We start from the raw sequence: 19,151 nt of genomic DNA, 5'->3' as shown, positions 1-19,151 counted from the left end.
ACGGATGCCGGGCGGCATGCCCCGCTCAGGGGGACGGGACCAGGAAGAGGACGTCCACGAGTCCGGGGTTGTGCGCGTGCACCAGCACCCCGAAGACGACCGCGTCGAAGAGCAGGTGCACCGTCACCACGTACGCCAGCGAGCGGGTGCGCAGGAAGATGGCTGCCTGCAGCAGCGCGAACGGGATGGTGAGGACCGGGCCCCACGCGCGGTAGCCCAGCTCCCACAGGAACGACACGAAGACGATCGCCTGCAGGACGTTCGCGGTGCCGTCCGCGAAGTGCCGCCGCAGCAGGGCGAAGCAGGTGCAGATGAAGAACAGCTCATCCCAGATGCCCACGGCGCCGACACCGACGAAGAGGCGGGCGATGAGGTCGGGCGTGTCCACCAGCGGCCAGTTCGCGTACACGCCGGACGTGATGAAGTAGAACGGCAGGATCAGCCAGCCGAGCACGAGCACGGCGCCGAGCCACACCCACTGCCACGTCTTCCACCGGCCGCCGCCGCGCCACGGGAACCGCACCGCGTGATCGCGGTACACGAACCGCGAGATCAGGTAGGGCACGGCGACCGCGCCGCCGAGTGCGAGCGTGAACCGCACCATCGCGCCGTTGTCGAGCTCCGCCTTCAGCGGGATGACGCTCACGATGAGCATCCCGACGGCGATCAGCGACAGGTCGCGCGTGAGCGACGGGGCGGATGCGGCGACCTTCCGCCGTTCGAGGGCGAACGCCGCCGCGACCCCGAGTGCCAGCAGCGCCCACCCGAGCGGCGCGAGTTCGAGGACGAAGAACGCCGGGGCCGCGAGGCACACGAGGAGCGCGGGGACGATGCCCGCGCCGGCCACGGCGCGCCGGTCGAGGGCGCCGCGCGCCATCACGCGTCCCGCGCGGCGCGCCGGTACGCGAGGTCGCGGATGTCGCGTCCCTTCGCGATGCCCTTCCGCTCGAACGCCGTCATGATGCGGCCGTCGAACCGTTCCGCCCAGTCCCCGTCGAAGTCGGGAGCGAACTCGCCCGCCTCCGCCATGACGTCGCGCATCTGCAGCGCGTAGTCCTCCCAGTCGGTCGCAAGGCGAAGCACGCCGCCGTCACGCAGCGCACGGGCCGCGACCCTGGGGAACTCGGGCGCGACGAGACGCCGCTTGGTGTGCTTCTTCTTGTGCCACGGGTCGGGGAAGAAGATCCAGATCTCGTCGACCGAGGCCTCGGGCAGGAGGTGCTGCAGCACCTCGGGAGCGTTCGCCTCGACGAGGCGCAGGTTGCGCACGCCGGCGCGATCGGCGTCGAGCATCGTCCGGGCGAGACCGGCACGGAACACCTCGACGGCGATGAAGTCGGTGCCCGGCAGGCTGCTCGCGGCGTGCACGATCGCATGACCCTGCCCCGAGCCGATCTCGACGACGAGCGGCGCCCTCCGGCCGAATTCGGCGACCGGATCGATCTCGGTCCCCGGACGGATGCTGGTGGCCGCGGCATCCCGCTCGACAGCCAGGACGAAGGTCGCCGAGAGGTCCTCCCAGGCGCGCTCCTGCCCGTCGCTCATGCGCCCGCTGCGGCGGACGAAGGAGACCGGCTTGTCACGGAAGCGCGGCGAGGCGCCGGCGGTGTCGGGCATGTCCCCAGAGTATCCGGCGGCCCCTTCCGGCCGATCCTGCCCGCGAGCGGGACCCCGCCTGCGCCCGGTCATGCCGTCACGAAATCGATGAGCTCCTCGACGCGACCCAGCAGCGCCGGGTCGAGGTCGCGGTACGAGCGTACGGAACCGAGGATGCGCTGCCAGTTGCGGGCGATGTCGACGTGATCGGAGGCGGGCCATCCGAGCGACCGGCTGACCCCCGTCTTCCAGTCGGTGCCCCGCGGCACGACCGGCCACGCCGCGATGCCGAGGGTCCGCGGCAGCACGCACTCCCAGACGTCGACATGGGGATGGCCCACGATCTTCAGGTGCGCCCCGTGCGGCCCGCGGCGGATCTGCTCGGCGATGCGGGTCTCCTTCGACCCGGCGACGAGGTGATCGACGAGGACGCCGTATCGGCGCTCTGCGGTCGGCGGCTCGGCGCGCAGGAGGTCCTCCAGCAGGTCGAGCCCCTGCAGGAACTCGACGACGACGCCTTCGGCGCGGAGGTCGTCTCCCCACACCTTCTCGACCAGCTCCGCGTCGTGCTTGCCCTCGACGAGGATGCGGGAGGCGCGGGCCACGCGGGCCCGGGACTCGGGCGCGGCGAACGATCCCGACGCGGTGCGGCGGGGGCGGGCGGCCGTCCTCGGAGCGGGCGGGACGAGCGTCACCGCCGAGCCGTCGACGAGGAACCCTCCCCCGAGCGGGAACACGCGCGTCCTGCCGTGCCGGTCCTCGAGCTCGACGTGACCCGACGCGATGCCCGTCACGGCGCCGACGAATCCGTCGCCCGCGACCTCGACGACGAGGTCGCGGTCGGCGGCCACCTGGGGCACGACGGCACGTCCCGCATCACGCCACCCGGCAGCGAGGACATCCGTCCCGTAGCGATCGTCCATGACTTCCTCCCGACCGCGGAAGCCTAGGGCAGGAACGCAGAGGGAACGCTCAGGCGTGCCGGGCGCGTGCGGCTATCGGGTCATACGCGCAGCGGCATAGACTCGCGGCAGGCGTCGTTTTCCCGCCGCAGAGGAGGCTCGACCGATGCGAACCCGATGGGCTCCCCTGCTCCTGGCGGCGCTCTTCGTCACGTCGGCGCCGCTGGTCGGCGCCGGCGTCGCCGTGGCGGCCGAGCCGCCCTCGCTCGACGCGGACCGCGTGCTGGACCAGGCCGGTGTCCTCTCCCCCGCCGAGGAGTCGGGACTCGACGAGCGCCTCGACGCGCTGTCGGGCGACGCCGACGTCGACCTGTGGGTCGTCTACGTCGACGAGTTCACCTCCCCGGCCTCAGCCGAGGAGTGGGCCAACGACACCGCCCGGATCAACAACCTCGGCCCGGCGCAGTACCTCCTCGCCGTCGCCACCGAGGGCCGCGGCTACTATCTGTCGGCCGATTCGGCCGGACCGCTCTCGGAGAGCCAGATCACCTCGATCGAGCAGGACGCCATCGCCCCGCGGCTGGAGGCGGACGACTGGGCGGGCGCCGGCATCGCGGCCGCCGACGGCATGGAGGAGGCGCGCTCGGGGAACGGCTCCGGGCTCTGGGTCATCCTGCTGGTCGTCGTCGTGATCGCCGGCGGACTGATCTGGGCGTTCGTCCGCCGCCGCCGGAAAGGCGGCGCCGCGGGCGGGGCCGCACCGGAGGTGCCGGTGGAGGACCTGGCACGCCAGGCGGGGTCCGCCCTCGTGCAGACCGACGACGCCCTCAAGACGAGTGCGCAGGAGCTCGGGTTCGCGAAAGCCGAGTTCGGCGACGCCGCGACGGCGGAGTTCGCGCAGGCGATCGTCGAGGCGCGGGCGTCCTTGGACCGTGCCTTCGCCCTGCAGCAGCAGATGGACGACGAGGTCCCCGACACCGTCGAGCAGCAGCGCGCCTGGTACGGCGAGATCCTCGATCTGTGCGCCGCCGCCGACCGATCGCTCGACGAGAAGGCCGACGCGTTCGACGAGCTGCGCGCACTGTCGCAGAACGCCGCCGCCGCGCGGGAGCGCGTGCACGCGCGGCATGCGGAGGTGGCGGCGGAGGTCACGGCGGCGGCCTCGTCGCTCGCGTCGCTGAGCGCGACCTACTCCGCCGACGCCCTGGCCACGATCGCCGACAACCCCGACCAGGCCCGGTCGCGGCTCGCCTTCGCGGCCGAGCGGCTCGCCGAGGCGCAGCGGGCCGTGGATGCCGGCGACGGTGCCGCCGCTGCCGTGGCGATCCGCGCGGCCGAGCAGGCGGTCGACCAGGCCGACTCGCTCGAGGACGCGATCGTCACCCTCGGCCGCGACCTGGTCGTGGCCGACCGCAGCGCGGCGGCCCTGCTGGCCGACCTCGACAAGGACCTCGCGGCAGCCGGCGCCACCGCCGACACCGACGGTCGCCTGGCTCCCGTCGTCGCGGCGACGCGGCAGCAGGTCGCCGCGGCCCGCGCGAGCCTCGCCGGCCCGGCGCGCAACCCGCTGACCGCGGTCGCCGTCCTCGAACAGGCCGATCGCGACATCGATGCCGCCCTGGGCGACATCCGGGACGCCCAGGAGCGGGCCGCCCGCGCCCGGGGCCTGCTCGCGCAGACCCTCCTCCAGGCGAAGGCCCAGCTCTCGACGGCCGAGGACTTCATCACGTCGCGCCGGGGCGCCGTCGGGGCGACGGCGCGAACCCGCCTCGCCGAGGCCGGCGCACTGCTCGTCCGCGCCGACCAGTACCAGCGGAGCGACCCCGAGCAGGCCCTCGCGCTGGCGCAACGGGCGAGCACACTGGCATCCGAAGCCACCCGGTACGCCCAGCAGGACGTCGGCTCGTTCTCTGCGGGCGGAATGGGTGGCGGCGGAACCGACTTCGGCGGCATGCTGGGCGGCATCATCATCGGCTCGCTGCTCAGCGGCGGGGGCGGCAGACGCGGCGGCGGAAGCTTCGGCGGAGGAGGTTTCGGGGCCGGCTTCGGCGGTTCCCGCTCCCGCTCGAGCGGCGGCTTCAGCGGCGGCGGCTCGCGCTCGCGTCGAGGAGGCGGTCGCTTCTGATCTTCCGACGCCGTTCCGCAGCCCCTTCGACCTCGACCTCACGACCTCCCGCTAGGAAAGGAACACCGATGGCAAAGCAGTCCATCTTCGGCCGCATCTCCACTCTGATGAAGGCGAACATCAACGCCCTCCTCGACTCCGCCGAGGATCCCCAGAAGATGCTCGACCAGCTCGTCCGCGACTACACCAACAACATCGCCGACGCCGAGACCGCCATCGCCGAGACCATCGGCAACCTGCGTCTGCTCGAGCGCGACCACGATGAGGACGTCAAGTCGGCCGCCGAATGGGGCAACAAGGCCATCGCGGCGAGCCGCAAGGCCGACGAGCTGCGTGGCAGCGGCAACACGGCGGATGCCGACAAGTTCGACAACCTCGCGAAGATCGCCCTGCAGCGCCAGATCAGCGAGGAGAACGAGGCGCGCGCGATCGCGCCGTCGATCGCCGCGCAGACCGAGGTCGTCGACAAGCTCAAGGACGGCCTCAACGGCATGAAGCAGAAGCTCGACCAGCTGCGCTCGAAGCGCTCCGAGCTGCTCGCCCGCGCCAAGACCGCCGAGGCCCAGAACAAGGTGCACGACGCCGTCAAGTCCATCGACGTCCTCGACCCCACGAGCGAGCTCGGCCGCTTCGAGGACAAGGTCCGCCGTCAGGAGGCCCTCGCCACCGGCAAGGCCGAGATCGCGGCGTCCTCCATCGACGCGCAGTTCAACCAGCTCGAGGACATCGGCGAGCTCACCGAGGTCGAGGCGCGGCTGGCCGCGCTGAAGACCGGCGGTGCCGCCGGCGCCATCGAGCAGTAGGACACTCGCCGTCGGCGCCGGACCGGCCAGGTCCGGCGCCGACGCGCTTCCCGGAAGGACCCCATGACGCGCTTCGTGATCGCTCCGCAGTGGCAGGGCTCGCCGTCGTCGCGCGCGATGCGCCTCATCGACGGGGCCGAGGCGATCGCGGGAGACCTGCCGCGCGCCGCCGTCACCCGCGTGGACGTGCCCACCGAGGCGGGCGAACCGCTCGGCACCGGCATCCGGCGCTTCAGCACGCTCGCCCGGGTGCGCGACGCGATCACCGCGGTGCTGGCCGAACACACCGAGCCCGTCATCGTCATCGGCGGCGACTGCTCCGTGGCCGTCCCCGCCATCGCCCGCGCCGCGCTCGCCCACCCGTCGCTCGCCGTCGTGTGGTTCGACGCGCACGGCGACTCCCACACCGTGGACTCGTCCCCCTCGGGGGCGCTCGCCGGCATGGCGCTGCGCGCCGTCACCACCCCGGGCCCGTTCTCCCACGCGCAGGTGGTGCCGCACGACCGCGTCGTCCTCGCCGGCGCCCGCTCGTTCGACGACGCGGAGGCGGATCACCTCGCCGCGACCGGTACGACACTCGTCGGCGCGGCCGCCCTCGCCGATCCCGATGCCCTCGCGACGGCTGTCGCGGACACGGGCGCCGATGCGGTGTTCGTGCACATCGACCTGGATGTCCTCGATCCCGGCGTGATCTCCGGCGTTCTCGACCCGGTGCCCTTCGGCGTTCAGACCGCGGTGCTCACCACGGCGATCGCTCGACTGCGAGAGCGGATGCCGCTCGCCGGCGCGTCACTGGCGGGCTTCGCTCCCGCGAGCCCCGACGCCGCCGTCGACGACCTCGGCACGATCCTGCGCGTCATCGGGTCGCTCGCGTGACCCGCGTCGACCGCGGGATCCCGGCCGTCCTCCTCGACTCCCCGATCAGCCTGCTCGGATACGCGCTCGGCACGGCGTTCGGCTGGACGTGGGGCATGCTCTGGTCGACCGGCCGCGTCGAGCGACGCGGCGGCCTGCTGGTCTTCCGCGGCATGCCGAACTGGACGTTCGGCCGCGGCGGCGTATGCGTGGGCGGCTGCTTCCTGACCGGCACCGGGCCCGTGGACGACCGGCTGCTGCGGCACGAGGCCGTGCACAAGCGGCAGTGGCGCCGCTACGGCATCCTGATGCCCGTCGTGTACCTGCTGGCGGGCCGTACGCCGCACACCAACCGCTTCGAAGTGGAGGCGGGCCTCGCCGACGGGCGTTACGTCCCGCGCTGAATCAGCGTGCGACGGAGGCCCTCGAGCTCGTCGTCGGAGAGCCCGTAGGCACGGAGATACTCGACCGGCCCGCCGTAGCGGACGCGCAGATCGTCGAAGACGGCCGCCATCGCCCGCGCCGGGGACCGGGTCGCGAGGTCCTCGAGGTGACGCGCCGACGGGTAGCGCCGCCGCAGGTAGGCGAGCACACGCTCGTTGCGATCGCGCGGCAGCTCCTCCTCGGTGCGGGCGTAGTCCGCGAGGATCGCCTCCTCGTCGACACCGGCGGCCGCGAGGATGAGCGCGACGCTGAGCCCGGTCCGGTCTTTGCCGACCGTGCAGTGGACGAGCACGGGCTGATCGGCTGCCACGGTCTGCGCCACCCGCACGAGGCTCGTCGACGAGCCGTCGATGAGTGCGCGGTACAGGTCGTCGAGCGACAGGTCGTCGTCGAAGAACGAGTCGATCGAGCCCGCGAACATCGGGACGTGCAGCGTCTCGAGGTCCAGACCCTCGACCTGCGAGGGCTCGAAGCGCCGTTCATCGTCGTCCCGCAAGTCGACGATGCGGCGGATGCCGCGCTCGCGCAGGCCGGCGCGACCGGCATCGCTCAGCCGGGCGAGGTTGCCCGAGCGGAACAGCACCCCCGAGCGGGTCGTCCCGGATCCGGCGGGGAGCCCGCCGACGTCTCGGAAGTTCAGGGCGCCGGCGACCGCGGCGACGCTCACGCGGGGCTCGCGGGCCGCGCGCGGCGCGGCACCGGGTACTTGCCCGCGATCGTGACGCGGTTGAACGCATTGATCGACACCAGCAGCCAGCTCAGCGCCACGTACTCCTGCTCCGAGAGGATGCCGCCGACGCGGTCGTACACCTCGTCGGGAATCCCGTCCTCCGCGATGAAGACGTAGCACTCCGCGAGCTCCAGGGCGGCCCGCTCGCGATCCGTGAAGATCCCGGAGTCGCGCCACACCGCGATCTGGCCGACGTCGTCGACGGTCAGCCCCGCCCGGACGCCACGGTCGGTGTGGACGCGGACGCAGTAGGCGCAGCCGTTGAGCTGCGACGCGTGGATCATCGCGATCTCCTTGAGGCGGTCGTCGATGCCCGCCTCGGCGGCGAGCGCCCCCACCGTCTTCGAGAACGCGTCCAGCGCGTCGTACGCGGGACGCGCGGCGCGGGAGAGATGGATGCGGTGTTCAGCCGTCATCCCGCCACCCTACCGACGTCATCCGGCGCCGCACTGCGGTCAGTCCCGCGCGATCGGGGAGAATGGGACGGTGACCGACGACGCCGTCTTCGACGAGTTCTCCTTCCTCCCCGCGCAGGCCGCGTCCGCGGGCGTGGCCGCGCCGCCGGTCCGCCGCCTCACGATGCCCCTCGACGACGGACGCGTGGTCAGCGCGCTGCAGTACGGCGCGCCGGGTGCCACCGGGTTCGAGCCACCGGTCGTCACCTTCCTGCACGGCGCGGGTCTCAACGCGCACACCTGGGACACGACGGTCCTGGCCCTCGGCCTGCCCGCCCTCCTCCTGGACCTGCCCGGTCACGGGGATTCGTCCTGGCGGACCGACGCCGCCTATTCCGGCCGGACGCTGGCAGCCGATGTCGCCCCGGCCGTCGAGGCGTGGACCGACCGGCCGCAGGTGCTCGTCGGCCACTCCCTCGGCGGGCTGACGGCAGCGGCCGTCGCCGCGACACGGCCCGAGCTGGTCGCCGCGCTGGTCGTCGTCGACATCTCGCCCGGGATCGACCCGAACGGCGGCGCGTCGCAGATCCGCGCGTTCTTCGCCGGCCCGACGGACTGGGCCTCCCGTGACGAGCTCGTCGAGCGTGCGCTGTCGTTCGGGCTGGGCGGCGACCGGGACGCCGCTGCCCGGGGCGTCTTCCTGAACTCCCGCGTCCGTCCCGACGGCCGCGTCGAGTGGAAGCACCACTACGCGCACCTCGCCAACCGGCTCGCCGCGGACCCCGGCACCGCCGCCGCCCTCGACGCGCAGAACGAGGCGGCCGCGGTGGTCCGCTCCGCCGACGGGTGGCAGGACCTCGCCGCCGTCGGCGCACCGATCACGCTCGTGCGCGGCATCCGCGGCTTCGTCACCGACGACGACCGCGACGCGTACGCCGATCGGGTGCCGACCGCCCGCATCGTCGATGTCGACAGCGGGCACAACGTGCACGAGGAGCGACCGGGAGAACTCGGCCGGCTCATCGCCGGCGTGGCCTCGACCGTTCGCAGTGCCGGTGACCGAGACACGCGCGCGGGACTCTAGGCTGTAACGCGCAACCCGAGCACCCGCGACGGGGCACCGCCACCGCGACGCCTCCTCCTCGCGAAAGGACCCCCCACCTTCATGTTCCGCCGCACCGCCTTGGCCGCCACGGCATTCCTCGCCGCCGGCGCCCTCCTCCTCACCGGCTGCACGAACGGCTCCCCCGGCCCGTCGGCACCGGCGGGGGATCCCGACCCCGCCGCATCCGTCGCCATCCGGCTGGTCCTCGAGCCGGGCAACCTCGACATCCGCGAGACGGCAGGCGCCGCGCTCGACCAGATCCTGATCGACAACGTCTACCAGGGTCTCGTCTCGCGCACTCCCGACCAGGAGATCGTGCCGTCGCTCGCGAGCGACTACGACGTCTCCCCCGACGGGCTGACCTACAGCTTCACGCTGCGCGAGGGGATCACCTTCCACGACGGCCAGGAGCTCACCCCCGAGGATGTCGTGTGGTCGCTGAGCCAGGTCAAGTCGAACGAGTCGTACCGCGACTCGGCCCGCCTCGCCAAGGTTTCGGACATCGCCGCCGAAGGCCAGACCATCACGCTGACCCTCGATGAGCCGGACTCGACCCTGCTGTGGAACCTGACCGGCCGGGCCGGCCTCGTGCTGAAGAAGGGCGACGACGTCGACCGGCAGACGGATGCCAACGGCACCGGTCCGTTCGCCCTCGGCTCCTGGAAGCAGGGCGACAGCATCACCCTCGAGCGCAGCGAGCAGTACTGGGGCGACCCGGCGCAGGTCGCCGAAGTCGTCTTCGCCTACATCGGAGACAACCAGGCCGCGCTCAGCGGCGCGCTCGCGGGAGAGCTGGACGTGCTCACCGGGTTCGACGCGAACCTGGCGGACCAGATCGAGGCGAACGGCGATTTCGCCCTCGAGGTCGGCGAGTCCACCGACAAGGGCACCCTCGCGTTCAACGCGACCGAGGGCCCCCTCGCCGATGTCCGCGTGCGTCAGGCGCTGCGCCAGGCGATCGACAAGGAGTCGATCGTCGCAGCGCTCGGCGCCGGCACGACCCAGTACGGCCCGATCCCCTCGCTGGACCCGGGGTACGAGGATCTCTCCGAGGTCGCTCCGTATGATCCGGGTGCCGCGACCGCCCTTCTCGCCGACGCCGGCGTGGAGGACCTCGAGCTCACGCTGACCATCCCGTCCGCGTACGGCACCACCGTCTCGCAGATCCTCGTGTCCAACCTCCGCGACGTCGGCGTGACGCTCCAGGTCAACCCGGTCGAGTTCCCCGCCTGGCTCAACGACGTCTATGTGAACAAGGACTACGAGCTGAGCTTCGTGCTCCACACCGAGGCGCGCGACATCGAGAACTGGGCGAACCCCGACTACTACTTCACCTACGACAACCCCGACGTGCAGCGGCTGTACGCCGAGTCCGTGGCCGCGACGGACGAGGCCGAGGCCGCCGCCCTCCTCGCCGAGGCGGCGCGTCTGGTGTCCGAGGACCACGCTGCCGACTGGCTGTACAACGGCGCCTCCGTGGTCGCGGTGTCCACCGCCGTGACCGAGATGCCGTCGACGAACGTCAACGAGCGCATGAACCTCGCTGAGCTGGCCAAGAGCGGAGAGTGATCCGCTACGCGCTGACGCGACTGGCCCTGCTCCTGCTGGGCCTGTTCGTCGCCAGCGCGCTCATCTTCGCGACGCTCCGCATCCTGCCCGGAGATGTCGCGCAGCTGATCGCGGGCGTGAACTCGAGCCCGGAGCAGGTCGCGGCGATCCGCGACCGGCTCGGGCTCGACCGGCCCCTCCCGCTCCAGTACGGCGAGTGGATCTCCGGCGTCCTGACCGGCGACCTCGGCACCTCCCAGCTGACCGGCACGCCCGTCGCCGCCGAGCTCGCCGAGAAGGCGCAGGTCACCATCCCGCTCGGCATCCTGTCCCTCGTGATCGCCCTGCTCGTCGCCGCGCCGTTCGGCGTCCTGTCCGCCGTCCGCCGGCGCCGCGTCGACGGCACGATGCTCTCCGTCGGCGCCCAGGCTCTCGCCGCCGTTCCCGTCGTCTGGGCGGGGATGATGCTCGTCGTGGTGTTCGCGGTCTGGCTGGGGTGGCTCCCGGCGCAGGGGTTCCCGCGCAGCGGATGGGCGGATCCCGGGATGGCCCTGCGCGCCCTGATCCTGCCCGCCCTGACGATCGGGGTCGTCGAGGGCGCCGTCCTGCTGCGGTTCGTCCGCTCGGCGACGCTGCAGGCCGTCGGCCAGGACTTCGTCCGCACCGCGGCCGCCAAGGGGCTCACCCGCACCCAGGCGCTCCTGCGGCACGGCATCCCGAGCGTCGGGCTCTCGGTCATCACCGTGCTGGGTCTGCAGGTGGCGGGGATCATCGTCGGAGCGGTCGTCATCGAGCAGCTGTTCAGCCTGCCCGGCATCGGCCGCATGCTCGTGGACGACACCGGCAACCGGGACCTCGTGAAGGTGCAGGGCGAACTGCTCGTCCTGACCGGCTTCGTGCTCGTCGTCGGCTTCCTCGTCGACCTGCTGCACCGCGCCATCGACCCCCGGCAGCGGGAGGCGGGATGATGCGCAGGTTCGAATGGGCAGGGCGGCTGTGGGCGTCGGGGACGGGACGTTTCGGCGTCATCGTCGTCGCCGTCATCGTCCTCACCGCCGTCGTGTCGCTGTTCTGGACGCCGCTCGACCCGCTCCGCGTCGACATCGCGAACCGGTGGTCCGACCCGACCGGCGAGCACCTGCTGGGCACCGACGGCTCCGGCCGCGACATCCTGAGCCTGATCATGGCGGGAGCCCGCACGACGGTCCTCGTCGCGGTCGGCGCCGGAGCCATCGCCACCCTCGGCGGGCTCGCGCTGGCGGCGCTCGGCGCGCTCACGCCGCGTCCGGTGCGCGAGACCGTCGCCGTCCTCGTCGACATCCTCATCGCCTTCCCCGTCCTCCTCATCGCGATGATGATCTCGGCGGTCTGGGGCGGCTCGCTGCTCGTGGTGATCGTGTCCGTCGGCATCGGCTTCGGCGTCAACATCGCGCGAGTGACCCGGCCCGAGCTCCGCCGCGTGCTGCACAGCGACTTCGTGCTGGCCGGGCGGGCGAGCGGGCTGACACCCTGGCAGAACCTGTGGCGCCACCTGCTCCCCAACGTCGCCCCGGTCTTCATCGTGCAGCTCTCCTGGGGCATGGCGGTCGCCGTCCTCGCCGAGGCCGGCCTGTCGTACCTCGGCTTCGGCGCGCCGGTCACGGAGCCGTCCTGGGGGCTGCTCCTGTCCGACCTGCAGCGGTTCATCAGCGTGCATCCCGGCTCGGTGATCTGGCCGGGCCTCGCGATCACCCTCACCGTGCTGGGGTTCAACCTCCTCGGCGACGGGCTGCGCGACGCCACCGATCCGACGCTCGCGCGCCGGACATCGCGCACCGCCGTGACCGACCCCCCGCCGGCGGTGGTCGCATGAGCCTCTCCGTCCGGGACCTCGCGATCGGCATCGGCGGCCGCCGCGTCGTCGACGGCGTCTCGTTCGACGTGGCCGACGGCACGCGGCTGGGCCTGATCGGCGAATCCGGCTCGGGCAAGTCGCTGACCTCACTCGCGCTGCTGGGTCTCCTGCCGGAGGACGCCGAGGTCTCCGGCAGCGTCCAGTGGGACGGCCGTGAGCTGCGCGGCCTCCGCGACAAGGACCTCGCGACGGTCCGCGGCGACGAGATCGGCATGGTGTTCCAGGAGCCGCAGACGGCTCTCAACCCGATCCGGACGGTCGGCCGGCAGATCGCCGAGTCGATCCTCATCCATGAGCGCGGAGTCGGCCGGCGGGAGGCCGCGGCCCGGGCGGTCGAGGAGGCCCGGCGCGTCCGGCTGCCCGACCCGGAGCAGATCGTGCGACGCTACCCGCACCAGCTGTCGGGCGGTCAGCGCCAGCGCGTCGCCATCGCGATGGCCCTCGCCTGCCGCCCGCGTCTGCTGATCGCGGACGAGCCCACGACCGCGCTCGACGTCACGATCCAGGCGGAGATCCTCGACCTGCTCCACACCCTCGTCGCCGAGGACGGCATGTCGCTGCTGTTCATCACGCACGACCTCGCCGTGCTGTCGCAGATCGCGACGGATGCCGTGGTCCTCGACCGCGGCCGCGTCGTGGAGTCCGGCGCCCTCACCGACCTGCTCACCGCGCCGTCGTCGCCGGTGACGCAGGGACTGCTGCGCGATGCGACGGCGACGGTCTGGAAGCCGGGAGGGACCGCATGACCGACCTTCTCCGCGCTCGCGGCCTCACCCGGCGCCATCGTCTCCCCCGCACCGGCCTGTTCTCGCCGCCCCGGATCACGACGGCCCTCGAGGACGTCGACGTCGACGTCGCCGAGGGATCCGCTCTCGGGATCATCGGGGAGTCCGGCTCGGGCAAGTCGACGCTCGTGCGCCTCCTGCTCGGCCTCGACCGGCCGAGCGCGGGAACCGTCGAGTTCGACGGCCGCACGGTCGACGCGGCGGCCTCCGCCGCCTCACTGCACTGGCTCCGGCGGCAGACCGGGATCGTGTTCCAGGATCCGTACGCGTCGCTCGACCCGCGGATGAGCGTGGGCCGCATCGTGGGCGAGCCGCTGTGGGCGCTCGGCGTCGACGGCGACCGCCGTGCCCGCGTCCGCCAGGTGCTGGCCGAGGTGGGCCTGCCCGAGGACGCCGCCGGCCGCTTCCCGCACGAGTTCTCGGGCGGCCAGCGTCAGCGGATCGCCCTGGCCCGCGCCATCGTGCACCGCCCGCGGCTGCTGATCGGCGACGAGCCGCTGTCGGCCCTCGACGTCACCGTGCGCGCACAGGTGCTCGAACTCATCCGCGATCTCCGCGCCCGCACCGGCCTCACGCTCGTGATGGTCTCGCACGACATCGGCGTCGTGCAGAACCTGTGCGACCAGGTCGTCGTGATGAAGGACGGCCGGATCGTCGAGGAGGGCCCCACCGAGAAGGTGCTGCTGCAGCCGCAGGTCGCCTACACCCGGCGCCTGCTCGCCTCGATCCCCGTCATCGATCCGCGACGCTGACCGGGACGGATGTCGGCCGCGCGGACTACCGTGGCCGCATGCACACCATCGTTCCGCCGTACCTGCTCGCCCGACTCGCGGCCGCGCCGGCCGAACGGTTCCCGAAGGCCGTCGCCGCCGCGCGATCGACGCTCGCCGTCCCCCGGGCGTACGCGCCGCTCCCGGGCCACATGGACCTCTCCGTCGAGGGCGATTCCCTGGTCGTCTCCGCCCGGCCCGATCCGGACCGTCTCGTGTCGGACGCCGAGCAGCGCGAGGAGCTGCCCGGTCGAGACGCGCGGCGCGAGGGCGACGCGGCGACGGGCGACGCGGCCGTCGACGAGGCGTACGACGGCCTGGGCGACGTGTTCGCGTTCTTCTGGGACGCGTTCGACCGGGTGTCGCTGGACGGGCGGGGCGGCACGCTGCGGGCGACCGTCCACTACGGACGCGACTACGACAACGCCTTCTGGGACGGCCAGCGGATGGTCTTCGGCGACGGCGACGGCGAGGTGTTCACCGGGTTCACGCGGTCGCTGAGCGTCATCGGCCACGAGCTCTCGCACGGCGTCATCGAGACGTCGGGATCCCTCGACTACTCGGGACAGTCCGGCGCGCTCAACGAGTCGATCGCCGACGTGTTCGGCGCCCTCGCCGAGCAGCACAGCCGGAATCAGACGGCGGACGCCGCGACGTGGCTGATCGGCGCCGGGATCTTCACCGAGGCGGTCTCCGGCGTCGCGCTGCGCTCCCTCGCGGCTCCCGGCACGGCCTACGACGACGACGTCCTCGGCCGCGACCCGCAGCCCGCCCACATGCGCGACTACGTCGAGACCTCCGGCGACAACGGCGGCGTACACATCAACTCCGGCATCCCGAACAAGGCCTTCCACCTCGTGGCCACGGCTCTCGGCGGGCACGCCTGGGAGCGCGCGGGCCTCATCTGGTACCGGGCGCTGACCAGCGGCACGCTGTCGCCGACCGCCACCTTCGCCGAGTTCGCGGCGGCCACCGCCGAGACCGCCATCCAGGAGTACGGTGAGGAATCGGAGGAGGCCGGCGCCGTCCGCACCGCGTGGTCGAGCGTCGGGGTGACCGGAGATGTCGCATTCAGCTGAACCCGTCACGATCCTGGTCGTCCGCAGCGGCGGCTTCGCAGGGCTCCGCCGCGCGTGGCGCGTGCTGGCGGACGGCGCCGACACGGCGGGCTGGATCGCCCTCGTCGAGGCCTGCCCGTGGCACGAGCCGGCATCCCGTGCGCCGGGAGCGGAGACGGGCGCGGACCGCTTCGCCTGGGAGGTGACCGCCGCTCGCGGCGCCGCCGGGCGGCAGACCTCGGATCGGCCCGAGGCGGCCCCGGATCGGCCCGAAGAACACCGGGCGCTCCTCGCCGAGGCCGATGTCGCGGGCCCGTGGCGTGAGCTCATCGACGCCGTCCGCGACCGCGGCGAGCCGTGCTCGGCCGACGTCCCCTGACGGCGGCCGTCCTCAGCGGCTGAGCACCTTCGACAGCAGCGAGGGCTTCTTCTTGGGCGTCAGGTGCTTCTGCAGGTAGACCGTGCCGAGCGACCGGCCGAACTTGAAGCCGACCTTGCCCATCCGGCCGACCTCGACGAAGCCCAGCTTCTCGTGCAGCGCGATCGAGGCCTCGGCCCCCTTGTCGCTGATGACGGCGACCATCTCGCGGATGCCGCGGTCCTCGCACTCCGCGATGAGCGCTTCGAGCAGCGCCCGGCCCAGGCCTTTGCCGGTTGCCGCCTGCCCCAGATAGATGCTGTTCTCGACGGTGTACCGGAACCCGCTCTTGCCGGTCCAGGGTGAGACGAGACCGTAGCCGAGCACATGCCCGGACGGGGAGACGGCGACGAGGAACGGAAGACCCAGCTTGGTGAGGTGGTCGTACTTCTCGATCCACTGCCGGTGCGTCCAGCGCTTCTCGTCGAACGTGACGACCGAGTTCGTGACGTAGTGGTTGTAGATCTCGCGGACATCGGCCATGTCGGCGCGGGTCGCGGGACGCAGCTCGAACGAGAACGCCGCCGGAAGGGCCGGACGGCGACGGAGGTGCCGGGGAAGACGACGGCGGTCGCGCTCGTACTCGTCTTCCAGCATGCCGCCCAGCATACGACTCAGACGGACACCCGCCAGTCGACGGGATCGGCGCCCTGCTCTCGCAGCAGGTCGTTCGCGCGCGAGAAGGGGCGCGACCCGAAGAATCCGCGGCGCGCCGACAGCGGCGACGGATGCGGCGAGACGACGACGGGCGTGGCGCCGAGGAGGGGCTGGAGGTTCGCGGCATCCTTCCCCCACAGGATCCCCACGAGCGGCGCATCCCGGGCGACGAGGACGCGGATGGCGTGCTCGGTCACGGTCTCCCAGCCCCAGCCGCGGTGCGATGCGGGCCGACCGGGCGCGACCGTGAGGACGCGGTTCAGCAGCATGACGCCCTGATCGCTCCACGCCGACAGGTCGCCGTGCTCGGCCCGCGGCAGGCCGAGGTCCTCGGTCAGCTCGGTGTAGATGTTGGCGAGGCTCCGAGGCAGCGGACGGACGTGACGCTCGACGGCGAACGACAGGCCGATGGGATGCCCGGGGGTGGGATACGGGTCCTGGCCGACGATCAGGACGCGGACCGCCGACAGCGGGCGCGCGAAGGCCCGCAGCACCGCGTCGCCCGCCGGCAGGTAGCCGCGACCGGATGCGACCTCGCCGCGCAGCCGCTCCCCCAGCGCGGCGATGTCGCCCGCCACCGGGCCGAGGGCGGCCGCCCATTCCGGGTCGATCAGTCCCGCGACCGCGAGCTCGTCCAGGTCCACGCGCATCCTCTCGTCCGTGCCGTCCCAGACTAGGACGCGCGCGCCGATAGGCTCGCGCTCGTGACCAGCACTCTGCGCCGAAGCGCCCTCGGCATCACCGCCAGCCTCATCGGCTGGTTCATCGTCGTCGAGATCGTGAGCGGCATCCTGCAGGGGTACTACATCCCGCTGTTCAGCGACATCGTGATCGCGCTCGACATCACCGACGCCGACGTGAACTGGTTCGAAGCAGGCCAGCTGCTGCTGTCGGCGATCGTGGTCCCCATCCTCGCCAAGCTCGGCGACATGTTCGGCCACAAGAGGATCCTGCTGCTGGCGGCGGTCCTCACCGCCCTCGCCTCGTGGGGGCTGGTCTTCGCCGACTCCTTCTGGACCTTCCTGCTGTTCTGGGCGCTGCAGGGCTTCTACGTCGTCTGGCTGCCGCTGGAGATCGCGCTCATCTTCGAGCGCGGGCGCGAGCAGAACCGCGGCGTCTCGCTCACCCGCCGGGCGGCGGGCCTGCTGGTCGTCGGGCTCGAGGCGGGAGCCATCGTCGGCGCTCTCGCCGCCGGGCGCATCTTCGCGGCGACCGGTGATCTCGCCCTCACCCTCACCGTCCCGGCGGTCGCGGTGTCGCTCGTCGCCGTCGTGATCTGGCGGTTCGTGCCGGAGTCCACGCCGTCGGGTGTCCGCACCCTCGACACGTGGGGCACCGTGATCCTCGCCTGGGGACTGCTGCTGGTGACCGGGGCCCTGGCGTGGATGCGGCTGATCGGCGCCCTCGAGCTGGGCGCCGCCTCCTGGTGGGGCGTCGCCGGCCTGCTCCTTCTCGGCGTCCTGGTCCTCGTCTGGTTCGTCCGCTTCGAGCTGCGCCAGTCCAATCCGATCATCGACATGCGGGTCCTGGCCCGGCCGGAGATGTGGCCGGTCCAGGCGACGGCCTTCCTCATCGGGATCAGTCTGCTCGGGGCGCAGGGGCCCCTCTCGACCTACGCCGGAACCGACCCGAGCCTGGGCTACGGCCTGGGCCTCGACTCCGCCGAGCGCTCGTACGTCATCGGGCTGTACCTCGTCTCGCTCATCGTCGGCGCGAGCCTGTTCGCGGCCACCTCCCGGCGCATCAGTCCCCGGCTGATGCTGATCGGCGCCGCGGTCCTCGTCGGCATCGGCTACGCCCTTTTCCTGCCGTTCCACGTCGAGCTGTGGCAGGTGCTGGTGAACCTCTCCATCGCCGGCCTCGGCTGCGGCGCGCTCGTCGGCGCGATGCCCGCCGCCGCTGCCGCCGCCGCCCCGCTCGGCCAGACCGGCGAGGCGTCGGGTCTGACCAACACCACCAAGACGATCGGCGGGGCCTTCTCGTCCGGCGTGTTCGGCGTCGTGCTCGCCGTCGGCGCGGGCGCCGCGGTGGGCCAGACCGCGAGCTCCCTGGGCGGCTACCTCACGGTGTGGTCGATCTGCGCGGCGGGCGGATTCCTCGCCGCCCTGCTGCTGCTGATCGTCCCGAAGGTCGCCTTCGCCGACGCCCCGCCCGCCTGAGCCGCGGGGCGGTCAGTCCTCCACGTGCCGCGGGTGAAGAGTGCCGCGGGCGAGCAGGTGCTGCGCGGACTGCGCGACGGGGCGCATCGTCACCAGGTCCAGGTTGACGTGGCCGGGAGCGTTCAGGGCGTAGGCGATGACGTCGGCGACATCGGATGCCGTCAGCGGGTTGCGGACGCCGTCGTAGACCTTCTCGGCCGCGGCGCGGTCGCCGGCGAGGCGGTTGAGGGTGAACTCCTCGGTCTGCACCATTCCGGGGGCGATCTCGGCGACCCGGATCGGCTCGCCGTTCAGCTCGAGCCGCAGCGCGCGGGCGATCATCGACTCGCCCGCCTTGGCGGCGTTGTACCCGGCCCCGCCGGGGTACGCGGTCTGCGCGGCGGTGGAGGTGACGAACAGCGTGTCCGCGTGACCGTCGTCGTGGGCAGCCGCGCGCAGCAGGGGCAGCAGCGCAGCCGTGATCAGCTGCGCCGACAGCACATTCGCCTCGAACATCCAGCGCCAGTCGGCGGGGTCGCCGTCCTCGACCCGGTCGGCGCCCCGGGCGCCACCGGCGACGTGCACGAGAGCGTGGACGGGTCCAGTGTCGGACAGGTGTGCGGCGAGGGCCTCGACGTCCGTCTCGCTCGTGAGGTCCGCGGCGAACGAGACCGAACCGACCTCCGCGTCGAGGGCCTCGAGGCGCGCCGCGCGCCGTGCGACCCCCACGACGTCCCAGCCGGTGGCGCGCAGTGCACGGACGGCGGCCTCCCCGATCCCCGAACTCGCCCCGGTCACGACTGCACGCCTGTTTCCCATGCCGTCCACGCTATCGACTCCGGTGGCTGACGCTGCGCACCCCGAAGGTTACGTCCCGAGTCCGGCGGCATTGTCCTGCCTGTGCGCACCTCGATAGCGTCGATGTCGG

21 protein-coding genes are annotated in these 19,151 nt (G+C 72.5%); 13 read left to right on the top strand and 8 right to left on the bottom strand.

What is annotated here, in order from left to right; genetic code table 11:
* Window positions 1–25: 25 nt before the first annotated feature.
* The 3 genes from AB3M83_RS11560 to AB3M83_RS11550 all read right to left on the bottom strand — a co-directional run bounded on the left by AB3M83_RS11560 (window position 26) and on the right by AB3M83_RS11550 (window position 2,519).
* Window positions 26–877, bottom strand: coding sequence for a CPBP family intramembrane glutamic endopeptidase (locus AB3M83_RS11560; protein WP_412948224.1), 852 nt, complete (start codon window positions 875–877; stop codon window positions 26–28).
* Window positions 877–1,617, bottom strand: coding sequence for a tRNA (guanosine(46)-N7)-methyltransferase TrmB (gene trmB, locus AB3M83_RS11555; protein ID WP_412948222.1), 741 nt, complete (start codon window positions 1,615–1,617; stop codon window positions 877–879). Before trmB ends, AB3M83_RS11560 begins: the two co-directional genes overlap by 1 nt.
* Window positions 1,618–1,685: 68 nt before the next feature.
* Window positions 1,686–2,519 (bottom strand): DUF3097 domain-containing protein, encoded by an 834-nt coding sequence (locus tag AB3M83_RS11550; protein WP_412948220.1) that lies wholly within the window; start codon window positions 2,517–2,519, stop codon window positions 1,686–1,688.
* A 145-nt stretch (window positions 2,520–2,664) separates the two neighbouring features.
* Between AB3M83_RS11550 and AB3M83_RS11545 the strand changes: the two genes are divergently transcribed.
* From AB3M83_RS11545 to AB3M83_RS11530, 4 genes are all read left to right on the top strand, one after another.
* On the top strand, window positions 2,665–4,623 hold the full coding sequence (locus AB3M83_RS11545; protein ID WP_412948219.1) for a TPM domain-containing protein: 1,959 nt from the start codon (window positions 2,665–2,667) through the stop codon (window positions 4,621–4,623).
* A gap of 68 nt (window positions 4,624–4,691) precedes the next feature.
* A complete protein-coding gene (locus AB3M83_RS11540; RefSeq protein WP_412948217.1) occupies window positions 4,692–5,426 on the top strand; it encodes a PspA/IM30 family protein in 735 nt (244 codons plus the stop codon).
* Window positions 5,427–5,489: 63 nt separating this feature from the next.
* Window positions 5,490–6,302, top strand: a complete 813-nt coding sequence (locus tag AB3M83_RS11535; protein WP_412948216.1) for an arginase family protein — start codon at window positions 5,490–5,492, stop codon at window positions 6,300–6,302.
* Entirely contained in the window at window positions 6,299–6,685 is a 387-nt protein-coding gene (locus tag AB3M83_RS11530) for a Fe-S oxidoreductase (RefSeq protein ID WP_412948214.1), read from the top strand. Before AB3M83_RS11535 ends, AB3M83_RS11530 begins: the two co-directional genes overlap by 4 nt.
* Here the strand turns inward: AB3M83_RS11530 and AB3M83_RS11525 are convergent.
* Together AB3M83_RS11525 and AB3M83_RS11520 are read right to left on the bottom strand one after the other, a co-directional pair.
* Complete coding sequence (locus AB3M83_RS11525; RefSeq protein WP_412948212.1) at window positions 6,670–7,392, bottom strand: tyrosine-protein phosphatase; 723 nt, start codon at window positions 7,390–7,392, stop codon at window positions 6,670–6,672. The two genes, AB3M83_RS11530 and AB3M83_RS11525, sit on opposite strands and share 16 nt — an antisense overlap.
* Complete coding sequence (locus tag AB3M83_RS11520) at window positions 7,389–7,871, bottom strand: carboxymuconolactone decarboxylase family protein (RefSeq protein WP_412948210.1); 483 nt, start codon at window positions 7,869–7,871, stop codon at window positions 7,389–7,391. The genes AB3M83_RS11525 and AB3M83_RS11520 overlap by 4 nt, the downstream gene beginning before the upstream one ends.
* Window positions 7,872–7,941: 70 nt before the next feature.
* On the opposite strand from AB3M83_RS11520, the gene AB3M83_RS11515 reads away from it, so the two are divergent.
* The 8 genes from AB3M83_RS11515 (at window position 7,942) to AB3M83_RS11480 (ending at window position 15,389) form a co-directional block, all read left to right on the top strand.
* Entirely contained in the window at window positions 7,942–8,934 is a 993-nt protein-coding gene (locus tag AB3M83_RS11515; protein WP_412948209.1) for an alpha/beta hydrolase, read from the top strand.
* An 81-nt stretch (window positions 8,935–9,015) separates the two neighbouring features.
* Window positions 9,016–10,524, top strand: a complete 1,509-nt coding sequence (locus AB3M83_RS11510) for an ABC transporter substrate-binding protein (protein ID WP_412948207.1) — start codon at window positions 9,016–9,018, stop codon at window positions 10,522–10,524.
* Entirely contained in the window at window positions 10,521–11,471 is a 951-nt protein-coding gene (locus tag AB3M83_RS11505) for an ABC transporter permease (RefSeq protein ID WP_412948205.1), read from the top strand. Before AB3M83_RS11510 ends, AB3M83_RS11505 begins: the two co-directional genes overlap by 4 nt.
* Window positions 11,471–12,355, top strand: coding sequence for an ABC transporter permease (locus AB3M83_RS11500; RefSeq protein ID WP_412948204.1), 885 nt, complete (start codon window positions 11,471–11,473; stop codon window positions 12,353–12,355). Before AB3M83_RS11505 ends, AB3M83_RS11500 begins: the two co-directional genes overlap by 1 nt.
* Window positions 12,352–13,143 carry an ATP-binding cassette domain-containing protein gene (locus AB3M83_RS11495; RefSeq protein WP_412948203.1) on the top strand — a complete coding sequence of 264 codons (792 nt, stop codon included), beginning with the start codon at window positions 12,352–12,354 and terminating at the stop codon, window positions 13,141–13,143. The genes AB3M83_RS11500 and AB3M83_RS11495 overlap by 4 nt, the downstream gene beginning before the upstream one ends.
* Window positions 13,140–13,934, top strand: a complete 795-nt coding sequence (locus AB3M83_RS11490) for an ABC transporter ATP-binding protein (protein ID WP_412948202.1) — start codon at window positions 13,140–13,142, stop codon at window positions 13,932–13,934. Before AB3M83_RS11495 ends, AB3M83_RS11490 begins: the two co-directional genes overlap by 4 nt.
* 38 nt (window positions 13,935–13,972) lie before the next feature.
* Window positions 13,973–15,031 carry a M4 family metallopeptidase gene (locus AB3M83_RS11485; protein WP_412948201.1) on the top strand — a complete coding sequence of 353 codons (1,059 nt, stop codon included), beginning with the start codon at window positions 13,973–13,975 and terminating at the stop codon, window positions 15,029–15,031.
* Window positions 15,015–15,389, top strand: coding sequence for a protealysin inhibitor emfourin (locus tag AB3M83_RS11480; protein WP_412948199.1), 375 nt, complete (start codon window positions 15,015–15,017; stop codon window positions 15,387–15,389). The genes AB3M83_RS11485 and AB3M83_RS11480 overlap by 17 nt, the downstream gene beginning before the upstream one ends.
* 12 nt (window positions 15,390–15,401) lie before the next feature.
* On the opposite strand, the gene AB3M83_RS11475 is transcribed toward AB3M83_RS11480, so the two are convergent.
* A complete protein-coding gene (locus AB3M83_RS11475) occupies window positions 15,402–16,025 on the bottom strand; it encodes a GNAT family N-acetyltransferase (RefSeq protein ID WP_412948197.1) in 624 nt (207 codons plus the stop codon).
* Window positions 16,026–16,042: 17 nt separating this feature from the next.
* Complete coding sequence (locus tag AB3M83_RS11470) at window positions 16,043–16,735, bottom strand: uracil-DNA glycosylase (protein ID WP_412948195.1); 693 nt, start codon at window positions 16,733–16,735, stop codon at window positions 16,043–16,045.
* Window positions 16,736–16,789: 54 nt separating this feature from the next.
* On the opposite strand from AB3M83_RS11470, the gene AB3M83_RS11465 reads away from it, so the two are divergent.
* A complete protein-coding gene (locus tag AB3M83_RS11465; RefSeq protein ID WP_412948193.1) occupies window positions 16,790–18,244 on the top strand; it encodes an MFS transporter in 1,455 nt (484 codons plus the stop codon).
* A gap of 12 nt (window positions 18,245–18,256) precedes the next feature.
* Here the strand turns inward: AB3M83_RS11465 and AB3M83_RS11460 are convergent, their stop codons facing one another.
* Complete coding sequence (locus tag AB3M83_RS11460; protein WP_412948191.1) at window positions 18,257–19,042, bottom strand: SDR family oxidoreductase; 786 nt, start codon at window positions 19,040–19,042, stop codon at window positions 18,257–18,259.
* Window positions 19,043–19,151: the final 109 nt, after the last annotated feature.

This window comes from Microbacterium pasadenense, assembly GCF_047246565.1.
Classification (GTDB): domain Bacteria; phylum Actinomycetota; class Actinomycetes; order Actinomycetales; family Microbacteriaceae; genus Microbacterium.
This window is presented reverse-complemented; position numbering and strand designations above follow the sequence as displayed.